The organism is Candidatus Palauibacter polyketidifaciens (assembly GCF_947581785.1).
In the GTDB taxonomy this organism is placed as follows: domain Bacteria; phylum Gemmatimonadota; class Gemmatimonadetes; order Palauibacterales; family Palauibacteraceae; genus Palauibacter; species Palauibacter polyketidifaciens.
The window spans coordinates 300336-312609 of the sequence record NZ_CANPVO010000015.1; the positions used below are offsets into that span (position 1 = coordinate 300336).

A 12274-nucleotide genomic window follows, 5' to 3' on the forward strand; every position below is an offset into this window, starting at 1 on the left:
GCTCTGAGTTTAGCAGCCCCCGGCAAAACGCCGCCACCGTCGGTGCGTCGGATCCCGCACCCGGCCTCGTCGCTTGCGATATATACAATACCCCTGTATAGTATTTATTCGAGAACCACACACACCGGGCACGGAGTGAATGGCGGTGAGCCACGCGGGAACGCATGCGATGGGGATCGCGGAGGGGACGAAAAACGACCTCGGCCGTCGGTTGGCCCGCATCCGGGGACAGGTCGGGGGCATCGCCCGCATGGTGGAGGATGAGCGGTACTGCCCGGACATCCTGCAGCAGTTCGCCGCCGTTCACTCCGCGCTCCGCGCGGCCGAGAAGGAACTCCTGCTGAACCACCTCGAGCGGTGCGCCACGCACGCCATCGAGGAAGGCGGCGACGACGCCGCGCGGGTGCGCGCGGAGATTGCGGATCTCTTCATGCGCTTCGCCGGCAAGTAACTTCGCCCGCAAGTAATACGGGAAGGATGACCATGGACGCCTCGAGCCCCGCCGCGAGCCCCGCCAGGAAGACGTACCGGATCGCCGGCATGCACTGTGCCGGCTGCGTCGGCTCCGTGGAGAGGAGTCTGAACGCGGTCGACGGCGTGGAGGCGTCGGTGAGCCTGCCGGCCGAGTCCGCGACGCTGACGCTCGCCCGGGATGTGCCCTTCGAGGAACTCACGGCCGCCGTCGAGGGGGCCGGCTACGAGATCGAACCCATCGCGGACGTGGACCGCGGAGAGGCCGAGCGCTCGCGCCTTGCGGAGGCGGAGGCCCGCTCGCGAGAGGCGCGGAAAACCATGTGGGCCGCGTGGGCGCTCACCGCCCCGGCCATGGTGTGGATGCTGCCGGAGATGATCGCCGGGGTGCGATGGCCGTCGCCGCTCCTCTTCGATCTCGGCGTTACGGTGCTCGGGGCCGCCGTCCTCGTCGGGCCGGGCTGGCCGACGCTTCGGAGCGCGTGGCGCTCGGCGCGCGGCCGCATGCCGAACATGGACGTCCTCATCGCGCTCGGAGCCGGCGTTTCCGTGCTCACGGGGGTGTGGGCGGTCCTTCACGTCCTCGGGTTCGCCCCGATGATCATGAACTTCGCGCCGGTGGGCGCGATGATCGCCGCGATCCACCTCACGGGCCGCTACGTGGAGGCGAAGGCGCGCGGCCGTTCCTCGTCGGCGATCCAGGCACTGCTGTCGCTCGAGGCGCCCACGGCCCGCGTCGAGCGGAACGGTGCGGAACTCGAAATCCCGACCCGTGACGTCGCGGTGGGCGACGTGATGATCATCCGCCCGGGCGAGAAGATCCCCACCGACGGCGTCGTCCTCAAGGGGAGGAGCGCGGTCGATGAATCGCTCGCGACCGGCGAGTCGATCCCGGTCGAGAAGGAACCCGGCTCCCCCGTCCTCGGTTCGACGGTCAATCACTCCGGCGCGCTCCGGGTGCGGGCGACGGGCGTGGGCGAGGACACCTTCCTCTCCAACGTCATCCGCCTCGTGGAGGAGGCGCAGGCGAGCAAGGTCCCGATCCAGGAGTTCGCGGACCGGGTGACCGCCATCTTCGTGCCCGTCATCCTCGTCGTGGCGCTGGCGGCCTTCGCGGGCTGGTTCGTGGTGCCCGGAGTCTTCACGGAGGCCGCGCGCTGGGCGTCGGGGTTCATCCCGTGGGTGAACCCGGAGCTGGGCCGCCTCTCGCTCGCGCTCTACGCCGCGGTCGCGGTGCTCGTCATCGCCTGCCCCTGCGCGCTCGGGCTCGCCACCCCCACGGCGCTCATGGTCGGGACCGGCCTCGGAGCCACCCGCGGCGTCCTCATCCGGGACGGGGCCGCCGTCCAGACGCTGGACCGCGCGGACACGCTCGTTTTCGACAAGACGGGCACCCTCACCCGCGGCGCCCCGCGCGTGGTCGAAGTGTTCGTGCAAGCCGGTCCGGTGGCGAACCCGGACGCAGGGATCGATCCGACGAGTGCCGCCGATGCGGAAGCCCGGCTGCTCGCACTCGCAGCCGCAGTCGAGGACGCGTCGGAGCATCCGCTCGCCCGCGCCGTCGTCGAGGAGGCGCGCGGGCGCGGCATACCCCTCTCCCGGGCGGGCGGCGTGGAGGCCCGGGTCGGGATGGGCGTCGTCGGCGAGGTCGATGGCCAGCGGGTCTCCGTGGGGAGCGCGCGGCTGCTGCGCGAGGAAGGCATCCCGGAGGAAGACGTCGCCGAGGTGGAGCGGCGTTTCGGCGACGCCGCGCGCACGATCGCCTGGGTGGCCGCCGGCGGGCGGCTGCTCGGCGCGATCGCGATCGCCGACCCGGTGAAGGAGGACGCGCGGGAAACCCTCGTCGAGCTGAGCCGCCGCGGCTTCCGGACCGTGATGCTCACCGGCGATCATGAAGCCGTGGCGGCCGCCGTCGCCGAGCATCTCGGCATCGACGACTTCCGGGCCGGGCTGCTCCCCGCCGACAAGGTCGAGGCCGTGCGGCAACTCCGCGCCGACGGCCGCACCGTGGCCTTCGTCGGCGACGGCATCAACGACGCTCCCGCCCTCAAGGCGGCCGACGTCGGCATCGCCGTGGGGACCGGCACCGACATCGCGATCGAAGCCGCCGACATCACCCTCGTGCAAGGGGACCTGCGCTCCGTGCTGCGCGCGACAAAGCTCTCCCGCGCCACCTTCCGCAAGATCCGCGAGAACCTCTTCTGGGCCTACGTCTACAACGTCGTCGCGATCCCGGTCGCCTTCCTCGGCCTCCTCCACCCCGTCCTCGCGGAGGCCGCGATGGCGCTGAGTTCGATCTCCGTCGTCACGAACGCGAACCGCCTCCGCCGCACCCGCCTGTAGCGGACCTTGGCGGGCGCTTCGCGACGGGCGGCGCGACGTTGCCTTTGCCCCTGCCGGCGCGCATCATAGGCGCCGGTTCGACGGTTCATCCGGTTTTCTTCCGAGAGAGGTTCGATGGCCTCACGCTGGGTCGGTCTCGCATTGGGACTCTGGTTCCTGGGCGCCCCGTTCATCTGGGGATACCCGTTCGGTTTCCTGTGGTGGCACAGCGTGGTGCTCGGCGGCTCGATCCTCGTCGTCACCATCACCTTCAACCTCGGCATCAACCGGATCAGCGGCTGGGGTCTCATCGCCCTCGGCGCCTACAGCATGCTGTCGCCCTTCATCCACGGGTATCTCGCCAACGCGCAGGCCCTGTTCAACGACCTCATCTTCGGCGTCATCACCGTGGGCACCGGCACCGCGATGGGCGGAGCGGGAATCGAACACTCCGACGAGGCCCCCAGCACCGCCTGACCCCTGCGGACGTTCCCGCGGGAACGTCAGTTGTCGCAGCGGCGTAGGTCGCGGCCGGAGCGGTCGTCGGGCTCGAGGACGAGGAGGACGCGGGCCTGCCCGGCCTCCGAGACGACGACCCGCGGCGTCGGGGACCCGAAGCCGCCGCAATCGGCCTGCACCTGGTACGCGCCGGGCGGCAGGTCCTCCATCGCGAAGCGGCCGGCAGCGTCGGTCACGACGCGGACATCGGTGCCGACCAGCATGACGGGCGCGGCCGGGAACCCCCGCCCCGTGTTCCCGTTCACGACTCGCCCGGCGACGGATCCCGGCATTGTGACGGGGACGATCAGACGCGGCGCGGCGCCGGATTCGGCGCGGAGGGTGGCGGCCTCTCCCAGGTGGGGACCGTAGGAGGGCGCGAGCGTGACGTCGGTTTCCGACGGCAGATCGCAGAGCCGGAAGCGGCCGGTCGAATCGGACCGCACTTCGATCTCACGGGGTTCGGGCGGCCCCTCCTCGCCGGCCGGCGCGAACGACGCCCGGATGCGGGCCGCCGGCAGCCGCACCTCGGTGAGCCGGTCCTCGACGGTCCCGTCCAGCGTCACTGCGCCGGCACCGCCGGCCGGCTCGCAGAGCTTCACGTCGATCTGCGGAACCTCTCCCCCCATCTGCGCCATCCAGTCGGACCACAGGATGATGACGCCGCAGAAGATCGTGATGTCGTTGAGCGCGAAGAGCGGGATGGGAGACGACGGCAGGTACAGTTCGGCGGCGCCCAGATCCGTCACGGACAGTTCGTCCAACAGGTACGCGGCCGGCCCCACGGGGGACTGGTACGTGCCGGCCGGATTGAGCGACGCCGGCTTGCTGGTCCCCCACCCAGAAACTTCGCCGATGAACTTCCGGTCGTACCAGACCTGAACCGTGGGACACCGGGACAGGGGCGCACGCTGCTGCAGGTTTGACAGGAAGTGCGACAACCGCGTGAAGCCCGCGCTTCGGGTTCGGATCCACTCGGGCTCGAAGTACGTGCCCCAGCCCTCCTCCAGCCGGTCGTAGAAGCCCGTCTCGACCAGGCGGAGCGGCCGGCCCTCGACATCGACCTCGAGCGGCGCCACCTGGACCGGGTCCAGCGACAGCCGCACATCGAGCGGGGCCGGCCCGTCCGGCCCCACCGCCAGCGGCACGCTGTACGCGGCGAACCCGATGCGCCGCACGCCGAGCACGTACTCGCCCGGCGCAATGCCGTCGAAGGCAAAGGCGCCGCTTGGGCCGGTGACGGTTTCCGCCACTACGACGTCCCCTCCCGCCAGTCGTACCGCGGCGCCCTCGACGGGCACGCGTGTGTCCTCGGCGCGGACCACACCCGCCACCCGGCCCGGTTCCTGGCCCGTCGCCGCCAGCGGCCATCCGACGCTCAGCGCGAGCGCCATGAACGCCAGGCGCCGCATCACAGCTCGCCCGCACGACCGCGCGCAGCCTGTCGCGGTGGCACCGATCTTCCAACCTCCCTCTCGGGTAGCCCGGAACTTCGCCTTCCTCCTCTACTCCAGATTGAGTCTGACGCCTGCGGGCGTGTGGGGCGAGTAGCACCGCCGGACCCGCACGTTCCCGCGGGAACGTCTCCTGGCGCCGTTCCACACCCAGCGCCTGTTCAACAAGAAGAACACCTTCACGCTATGCCCGATCCGATCCGAGAGGATGGCGCCACTTCAGCCCCTCGAATCGGCTGAAATCACGGTCGGTCGTCACCCACTCGCACCCGCTCTCGATCGCGATGGCCGCCAGGTATGCATCCGGGACCAGGTTTCCCCTCGCCCCGGCCTGTTGGCACAGCCGTACGAAGATGGCCCAATGACGGGTTCCGGGCATCACTTCGATGCAGTTGGGCCGCTCCCGGAGCTGCTCCGCGAACGCCGTCGCCTTGGACAGGATACTCGGAGTCTTGAAGACCTTCGGGTGCGTGACCACGCGGATGAATCCGCTGAGAACCAGCGGGCTCAACCCGAACGCTGCATCGGAGTCCACCTCGGAAACCAGCCAGTCGAGATATCGCTGATGATCCGGAGCATCCTCGCGATGGGCATAGACGAGGATGTTGACGTCAGGAAGGATCAACCGCCGCCTTCCATGAGTTCGATGAGGGCCGCGGAATCGTCGAGGTCAACACCGGGCAGCAGGCCGCCCTCCCCCGTGGTCACCAGAGCAAGCGGCGCGGGCGGGTTCGAGGTTCGGTCCCTGTACCGCTGAAGCCGTTCCCGCAGGGCCTCCGCAATGACGGCCGTCACGGTCGTCCCCGACTCGAGCGCATGACGCTTCACCGCTCGCATGAGATCATCGTCCAACCGAACCGTAGTACGCATGACATATACGCATATCTTGCCGGCGTCGATATGTCAACGTGAAATCCGCGAGGAGGCTCACCGGCTCACCACGGCGACCCCGGACACCGCGGGTCCGCCCGCCGCCCGACCCCGCACGACCACGGTGCCAGGGCCGGTTCTTGTGTACATGTGCCTTTGGTGGACAGGCAAACAAGCGCGGCGACCCCGCAGCGTACGTGCGCATCGCCCAATCTCTGCTCTCCTTGCCAGACGTTCCCGCAGGAACGCGCGCTACTCCGGCTCGAGGCCCAGTGCGCTCACGAAGCGTCGTCCGGTTCAGGGTCGCGGCGCCGGTGAAGAACCCGACGCGTCTCCTTTGTTTCTTTGACTGACCTGATCCTATCGGATGATTCGGAGACGCACGACGTACTGGAGGTCAAGCGCATCCCGTGAGACGCCGATGACCGTCTCTTCCCCGAACACCGGCGGGGGTCTCGTGTCCAGGGGAACCGGAGATGCGATCCTGCCGATGTAGACCCCGGACTCGTCAAAGACGTCCCATTCCCGCACGGCTCCCGTTTCCGTAGCGACCCACAGCCACCCATTCGCACCCGAGTGAATGGAGCGGAGCGAGAGCTTGTGGTCCGGCAGGTTGTCCGGCGGCACGCCGGTCGCGGCGGCGATCTGTTGCCGATCATGACCAACAAGCGGGGCCGGGGGGCGACGCAGCCGTATGGTCTTTGTGGTGTCACCCTGATACGTGACCCTGTGCAAATCGAAGATCGCCCGGTTCGCCACCCAAACGTCTCCAGCGCCGTCGACGGTGAGCGCGATTGCCGGCGAGTGAGGAACGGGCGATGTCTCCCTTAGGTTGCCGGTGGTGCGAGAATAGGTCTCGACCGGTCGTTCCAAACGAGGCACTAGAAACGTATCGGGCGCTGCGAGCGTCGCGCCGTTGCTGTGCCGGACCAGGAACCTGGGGCGCAAGGGCGGTATCGTCCCGTCCGGCACCGCGAAGGGCACGGCCCAGCGATGGACGTGGCCATGGCTGTCGACCCAGAGCGGCCACGGGAACCGCGCGCTCATGGAGGGGCCCAGCGAAAGCGATGCCCGAACCGCACCGGTCGAGTCGAACAGGGTCAATCGGCGCGCGCGGGCATCCATGGCCCAGAGGGAGTGGCGCGATCGCACGATACCGGCCAGCATGGCGAACTCGCCTGGGCCGCTCCCTTCGCGACCGACCGACTGAAGACACTCGCCCTGCGGTGAGAAAACGCGAATGATGTTTGCGCCCAAATCGGCCACATAGATTCGCCCAGGATCGTCAACGGTAACGGAGATCACGTCGCCGAAGGCGTCGCAGTCGCCCTCCACCGATCCGATGCGCAACTCCTCAATCAGCGTGAAGGTGGGTGCTACGCGCGACGAAGGCGAGTCTGGACTGGAGACGACGACCCGTCCGCCACGGAGCGTATCCACCCACACTCCGTCCGCACGGGCCGGCGCCTCTTCGCAGCTCGAAAGGGAGAGGATCCCACAGACGATGGCGATCCACAAGACGAAAACGTCGAATCGCCACCGCCGCATGGGGTGCATCAACCCAGACTCAGTGCCGGGCAGTTCCAGTCGGCCGGGCTGCCGATCGGCGCTTCGCTCACGGGTTCCAAGACCTCCGGCGGCCGCTTTGCCAACTGTAGCCTGAGGGTCAGGACCTCCGTGCCCTGTCGTTGGACGCTGACTGTGTACCAAGTGCCCTCGGACCCCGGTGGGAATGGCGCGCCGTGGCGCGTGTCACGCCCGTTGACGCTGAGCAGTTCATCGCCCGGCTGCAGGAGTTCGATCGTCTCTGCCGGGATGGGATGGCGGCAACCGAGAATCAGGCACTCCAAGGGGCCATCGCCGTTCGTGAACTGAGCGGCATCCGTCACGATCCGTGCGGCGCTGCCGGCCGCTCGCGCGATCAGTGCCGCGTCGTTTTCCGAGCCCGCCAGAACGTTGATCATCCGATCCTTCTCCGAGCGTTTCTGATGCACCCCCCTGCTAGTAATGGTCCTCCCGAGCATCAAACTTCGCTCGGGCTCGATGGGCGTTGGGGCCGGATGGGGGCGTCGGAATCGCCGAAAACCCGCTTGGGCTGTACGGATTCGAGCGTTCGGGCTAGGCTCCGAACTTCGTGAGCCGATCGGCGGCAGCCGTGGCGAGGCGCATGAGGTCGCAGCCTCGGACGCGGCCGTGGGCGCCTGTGCGGCATGCGGTTTCGCCGAACGTGGTGGCGGCGTCGCTGCGGGGCGGGCCGCCGTGGAGGAGGAAGGGCACGGGGTGCCAGCTGTGGCTGCTCATGACGGAGGGGGTCGAGTGGTCTCCGGTCACGAGGACGACGTCGGGACCCGCATCGACGAGGTCGGGGACGATGGCGTCCGCTTCCTCGATGGCGGCTACCTTGCGGTCGAAGTCGCCGTCTTCTCCGGCCTTGTCGGGAGGCTTGAAGTGGAGGAAGAAGAAATCGTAGTCGGCGAACCGCGCCTTCAGGGCGTCGACGAGCGGGGGGGCGCCCGCAGGCACCGTGCACGCGTCCATGCCGACGAGGCGCGCGACGCCGCGGTACATGGGGTACGCCGCGGCGGCGGCCGCGCGCATGCCGAATACGTCGGGGAAGCGGGGCCAGTCGGGCCGGCTGGAGACGCCGCGCAGGAGCGCCATGTTCGCCTGCGGCTCGCCGGCAAGCCGCTCGGCGGCCGCTTCGAGCCACGCTGCGAGGAGGCGCGCCGTCGGTTCGGCCGCCGCGTTCCGCGCCTCGGGGGCGTGGGGCGGCCGGCCGGTCATGCCAGGGTCGGTGTCGTTCACGGCGTCGCCCGCCGGGGCGTCGGGGTGCAGGACGAGGACGAAGCGGTGCTCCTTCACGTGGCGGACGGTACAGCGGGCGCCATCGAGTTCGATGCCGTTGAGCCGGGCGGCCAGGGGGGCGGCTTCCTCGCACGGGATGCGGCCCGCGCGGCGGTCGGCCACCCGGCCCTGGGCGTCGAGGGTGCAGAAGTTGGCGCGCACGGCGATGTCGCCCGGTCCGAGCGGGAATTCGATGCCGAGGGCCTCGAGCACGCCGCGGCCGGTCTCGTACACGAGGGGATCGTAGCCGAACAGGGCCAGGTGGCCGGGGCCGCTGCCCGGGGTGATGCCCGGCGCAACGGGGTCGTGGAGGCCGCACGTCCCGGCGCGAGCGAGTTCGTCGAGGTGCGGCGTGCGGGCGGCCTCGAGTTCGGTCGGCCCCCCGGGCTCGCGCGGCAGCCCGCCCAGCCCGTCGAGCACGTAGAGCAGCACCTTGCCGCCCCCGCCTCCGGCGAGACGGGCGATCCGGTCGAGTTCCATGCGGCGGAACGTATGAGCGCCCCCCGCAATCAGCCAACAGCGCGCAGGCGGGCCCGCCGCAGGCGAGCGGTGCGTGGTCCGGCGGCGCGCGGGCGGGGGGCGGGCCGGTGAGCCTCGCCGTCGCGGCGGAGGGCGTCACCCGGCGCTTCGGGCGCCGCTGGGCGCTGCGCGGGGTGGACTTCGCGGTGCCGCGCGGCGCGGTCGTCGCGCTGCTCGGCGCGAACGGGACGGGGAAGACGACGCTCCTCCGCCTCATCTCGACGCTGCTCAAGCCGACGGCGGGCCGGTTGGAGGTCCTGGGCTACACCCTCCCCGCGGGCGGGGACGAGATCCGGACGGGCGCCGCGTTCATGACGGCCGGCGGGCACGCGTACGAGGAGTTGACCGGGGTCGAGAACCTGCGCTTCGCGGCCCGCATGTCCGGGACGGCGACCACGGACGACGACCTGCGGGACGCGCTCGCCGCGGCCGATCTCGGCGGGGCGGCGGACCTCCCCGTGCGGGGCTGGTCGACCGGGATGCGCAAGCGCCTCGAGCTCGCGCGGCTCCGGCTCCGCCCGCTCGAGCTCGTGCTGCTCGACGAACCCTTCGTGAGCCTGGACGAGGACGGCGTGGGGCTCGTGCACGAGGCGGTCCGCGGGTGGCGCGACGCCGGCGCCGCCGTGGTCATCGCCTCGCACCGGGTCGAGGACGCGACCCGGCACGCCGACGACGTCGTGCGACTGGCCGGCGGCCGCGTGGCCGATGTGACCCCGTGAGCGAGCTCCCGCGGCGCGCCGCCGCCATCCTGTGGAAGGACATCCTCTCGGAGACCCGCACGCGGCAGGGCTTCACGGCGATGCTCTCATTCGCCGCGCTCGTCCTTTTCATGTTCAGCTTCGCCATCGGGGTGGACAACGACCTGCTCGGGCGGCTCGCCGGGGGCCTCCTCTGGGTGGCGATCATCTTCACCGGCACCCTCTCCCTCGGCCGAACCTTCCAGAACGAGGAACTCGCGGGCGGGACCCATCTGCTCCGGCTCTATCCCGGCGACGTGCGCGCGATCTACCTGGGCAAGCTCGCCGGCAACCTCGTCGTGCTCGCCGCGCTCGAGATCGTCCTCTTCCCCGCCGCCGCGATCCTGTACCAGGTCGACTTCACCGCGCAGGCCGGCCCGCTTCTCCTCGTGGCCATCCTCGGCACCTTCGGCTTCTCCGTCATCGGGACCTTCTTCTCCGCCCTCACCGTCCACCTCCGGGCGCGCGAACTCCTCCTGCCGCTCCTCCTCTTCCCCGCCCTAGTCCCCGTCGTCCTCGGGAGCGTCGGCGCGACCGAAGCGTTCCTCGCCGGCGACCCGCTCGGACGGGCCGGCGGGTGGCTGAGGTTACTCGCGTCCTACGACGTGATACTGTTCGTCGTCTGTCTGTGGATCTTCCCCGTCGTCCTCGAGGAGTGATGCGGGTCTCATGAACAAACTGACCATGCTCGGATGGGTTGCGATCTTCCTCATCGCGGTGGGCAGCGTGCTCGGACTCGCCGTGCTGCCCGCCGATGCGCTGCAGGGCGAGGTCCAGCGCCTTCTCTACGTCCACGTGCCGGTCGCGTGGGTGATGATGCTCGCGTTCTTCGTCGTCTTCCTCATGAGCATCCTCTATCTCGTGCAGCGCCGGCTGAAATGGGACCTCCTCGCGGTCTCCGCCGCGGAACTCGGGGTGCTCGCCGCCGTCCTCACCCTCATCCTCGGCACGCTGTGGGGCCGGCCCACCTGGGGGATCTGGTGGGCGTGGGACCCGCGCGTCACGACGACGGCGCTTCTCGTACCCATCTACACGGGATACCTCGTCGTGCGTTCGATGACGGAGGACCCGGACCGGCGGGCGCGCTGGGCGGCCGTGATCGGTCTCATCGCCTTCGTCCAGGTCCCGATCGTGTACCTGTCGGTGTTCTGGTGGCGGAGCCTGCACCAGCCCCCGTCGTCTCCGCAGTCCATGTGGAGCGCGTACGGACTCGTGATGCTGCTCGGATTCGTCGCCTACACCCTAGCGTTCGCCTACCTGTGGCTGCGACGATACCGGCTGGCTGCAACGGAACTCGAACTCGAACTGTCGGGACCGGAGGAAGGGTGAACCGGGTATGAACGATCACTGGCTCTTCATCGGCGCCGGATACGGCATCACCTGGGCCGCCCTCTGCTGGTATCTCCTCCGCCTGCGGCGCCGTGAACGCATGGCGGCCGCTGCTTCGGACCGCGGCGGCGAGGGAGCCCGAGCGGGGGGTCCGGGGTAACAGCCGTCGGGAAAAGGTGCGGTTCGCTCCGATTTTCTCTATTATTTCAAGTTTGTATCAAGAGCGATCGGATCGAACCGTGGCGGGGCGGAGTTCCGGTTGGCCCACCCCGCGGCGATGGTTTTCGACAACCGACCCGGATCAGGATTCGGATTTCATATGGCGAAGACGGCTACCAGCCGACGCATGTTCTTCGACACGCACGCGCTCGATTCGTTCGACCAGTATCTGCAGGATGTCGAGCGCTATCCGCTCATCGAGAACCCGCAGATCGAGCGGGAGATCGCGCGCAAGGCGCGGGCCGGCGACCGCCACGCGGCGGAGCGCCTCGTCACGGCGAACCTGCGCTTCGTGATCTCGTACGTGAAGAAGTACCAGGGCCGGGGGCTCAACCTGGCCGAACTTGTCTGCATCGGGAACGAGGGCCTGCTCAAGGCCGTCAAGAAGTTCGATCCCGACAAGGGCGTGAAGTTCATCTCCTACGCGGTGTGGTGGATTCGGCAGACGGTGCTGCAGGCGCTGGCCGAACAGACCCGCTCCGTGCGCATCCCGCTGAACCAGAACTCCAATCTCGTCAAGCTCTCCCGGACGGAGACGGCGCTCACGCAGAAGCTGGGGCGCTCGCCGACGGACCGTGAGATCGCCGAGGAGATGGAGGAGCCGGTGGAGACGGTGCGCGCGCTGCGGCGCGTGGCCTCGGCCGAACTCAGCCTCGACGCGCCGCTCGACAAGTCCGACCGCGACAGCGCGTCCTTCGGGGAGCGCTTCTCGGGGATGGACGACGCGGACATCGAGGAGGATGTCGAGGACCAGGCGCGCCGGGAGTTCCTCGAGAGGATGTTCGAGCGCTACCTCACGGAGCGGGAGCGGAAGATCCTCGTCCTCTACTACGGCCTCGACGACGGCGAGGAGATGACGCTGGAGGAGATCGGCTCGCTGCTCGGCGTGACCCGCGAGCGCATCCGGCAGATCCGGAACCGGGCCTTCGACAAGCTGCGCGCCTCGCCGGACGGAGAGGCGCTGGAAGGGTTCTGGCGCGCCACCGCCTGAACCCCCCCGGGGGGCCTACC

General features: G+C 69.5%; 14 protein-coding genes. 8 read left to right on the forward strand and 6 right to left on the reverse strand.

Annotated elements, in window-relative coordinates:
• Window positions 1–145 precede the first annotated feature (145 nt).
• From RN729_RS04885 to RN729_RS04895, 3 genes are all read left to right on the forward strand, one after another.
• Entirely contained in the window at window positions 146–451 is a 306-nt protein-coding gene (locus RN729_RS04885; protein ID WP_310782555.1) for a metal-sensitive transcriptional regulator, read from the forward strand.
• A gap of 32 nt (window positions 452–483) precedes the next feature.
• Window positions 484–2814: a heavy metal translocating P-type ATPase gene (locus tag RN729_RS04890; protein WP_310782556.1), complete on the forward strand. Its 2331-nt coding sequence runs from the start codon at window positions 484–486 to the stop codon at window positions 2812–2814.
• 114 nt (window positions 2815–2928) lie between these two features.
• On the forward strand, window positions 2929–3270 hold the full coding sequence (locus tag RN729_RS04895; RefSeq protein ID WP_310782557.1) for an SPW repeat protein: 342 nt from the start codon (window positions 2929–2931) through the stop codon (window positions 3268–3270).
• A 26-nt stretch (window positions 3271–3296) separates the two neighbouring features.
• On the opposite strand, the gene RN729_RS04900 is transcribed toward RN729_RS04895, so the two are convergent.
• From RN729_RS04900 to RN729_RS04925, 6 genes are all read right to left on the reverse strand, one after another.
• A complete protein-coding gene (locus RN729_RS04900; RefSeq protein ID WP_310782558.1) occupies window positions 3297–4703 on the reverse strand; it encodes a carboxypeptidase-like regulatory domain-containing protein in 1407 nt (468 codons plus the stop codon).
• A 226-nt stretch (window positions 4704–4929) separates the two neighbouring features.
• Window positions 4930–5370 (reverse strand): type II toxin-antitoxin system VapC family toxin, encoded by a 441-nt coding sequence (locus RN729_RS04905; RefSeq protein ID WP_310782559.1) that lies wholly within the window; start codon window positions 5368–5370, stop codon window positions 4930–4932.
• The gene (locus RN729_RS04910; protein WP_310782560.1) at window positions 5367–5615 is read right to left on the reverse strand and encodes a ribbon-helix-helix domain-containing protein; all 249 of its coding nucleotides are present in this window, start codon (window positions 5613–5615) and stop codon (window positions 5367–5369) included. The genes RN729_RS04905 and RN729_RS04910 overlap by 4 nt, the downstream gene beginning before the upstream one ends.
• 360 nt (window positions 5616–5975) lie before the next feature.
• A complete protein-coding gene (locus RN729_RS04915; protein ID WP_310782561.1) occupies window positions 5976–7055 on the reverse strand; it encodes a 6-bladed beta-propeller in 1080 nt (359 codons plus the stop codon).
• Window positions 7056–7171: 116 nt separating this feature from the next.
• Window positions 7172–7579, reverse strand: a complete 408-nt coding sequence (locus RN729_RS04920; protein WP_310782562.1) for a hypothetical protein — start codon at window positions 7577–7579, stop codon at window positions 7172–7174.
• Window positions 7580–7733: 154 nt separating this feature from the next.
• Complete coding sequence (locus RN729_RS04925; protein WP_310782563.1) at window positions 7734–8939, reverse strand: 2,3-bisphosphoglycerate-independent phosphoglycerate mutase; 1206 nt, start codon at window positions 8937–8939, stop codon at window positions 7734–7736.
• A 107-nt stretch (window positions 8940–9046) separates the two neighbouring features.
• Between RN729_RS04925 and RN729_RS04930 the strand changes: the two genes are divergently transcribed.
• The 5 genes from RN729_RS04930 to RN729_RS04950 all read left to right on the forward strand — a co-directional run bounded on the left by RN729_RS04930 (window position 9047) and on the right by RN729_RS04950 (window position 12254).
• Window positions 9047–9697: an ATP-binding cassette domain-containing protein gene (locus RN729_RS04930; RefSeq protein WP_310782564.1), complete on the forward strand. Its 651-nt coding sequence runs from the start codon at window positions 9047–9049 to the stop codon at window positions 9695–9697.
• The gene (locus RN729_RS04935; RefSeq protein WP_310782565.1) at window positions 9694–10374 is read left to right on the forward strand and encodes a heme exporter protein CcmB; all 681 of its coding nucleotides are present in this window, start codon (window positions 9694–9696) and stop codon (window positions 10372–10374) included. Before RN729_RS04930 ends, RN729_RS04935 begins: the two co-directional genes overlap by 4 nt.
• A 10-nt stretch (window positions 10375–10384) precedes the next feature.
• On the forward strand, window positions 10385–11044 hold the full coding sequence (gene ccsA / locus RN729_RS04940; RefSeq protein WP_310782566.1) for a cytochrome c biogenesis protein CcsA: 660 nt from the start codon (window positions 10385–10387) through the stop codon (window positions 11042–11044).
• Between the two features lie 7 nt (window positions 11045–11051).
• Window positions 11052–11204 (forward strand): hypothetical protein, encoded by a 153-nt coding sequence (locus RN729_RS04945; protein WP_310782567.1) that lies wholly within the window; start codon window positions 11052–11054, stop codon window positions 11202–11204.
• Window positions 11205–11363: 159 nt separating this feature from the next.
• Window positions 11364–12254, forward strand: coding sequence for an RNA polymerase sigma factor RpoD/SigA (locus tag RN729_RS04950; RefSeq protein WP_310782568.1), 891 nt, complete (start codon window positions 11364–11366; stop codon window positions 12252–12254).
• The last annotated feature ends 20 nt before the right edge of the window (window positions 12255–12274 follow it).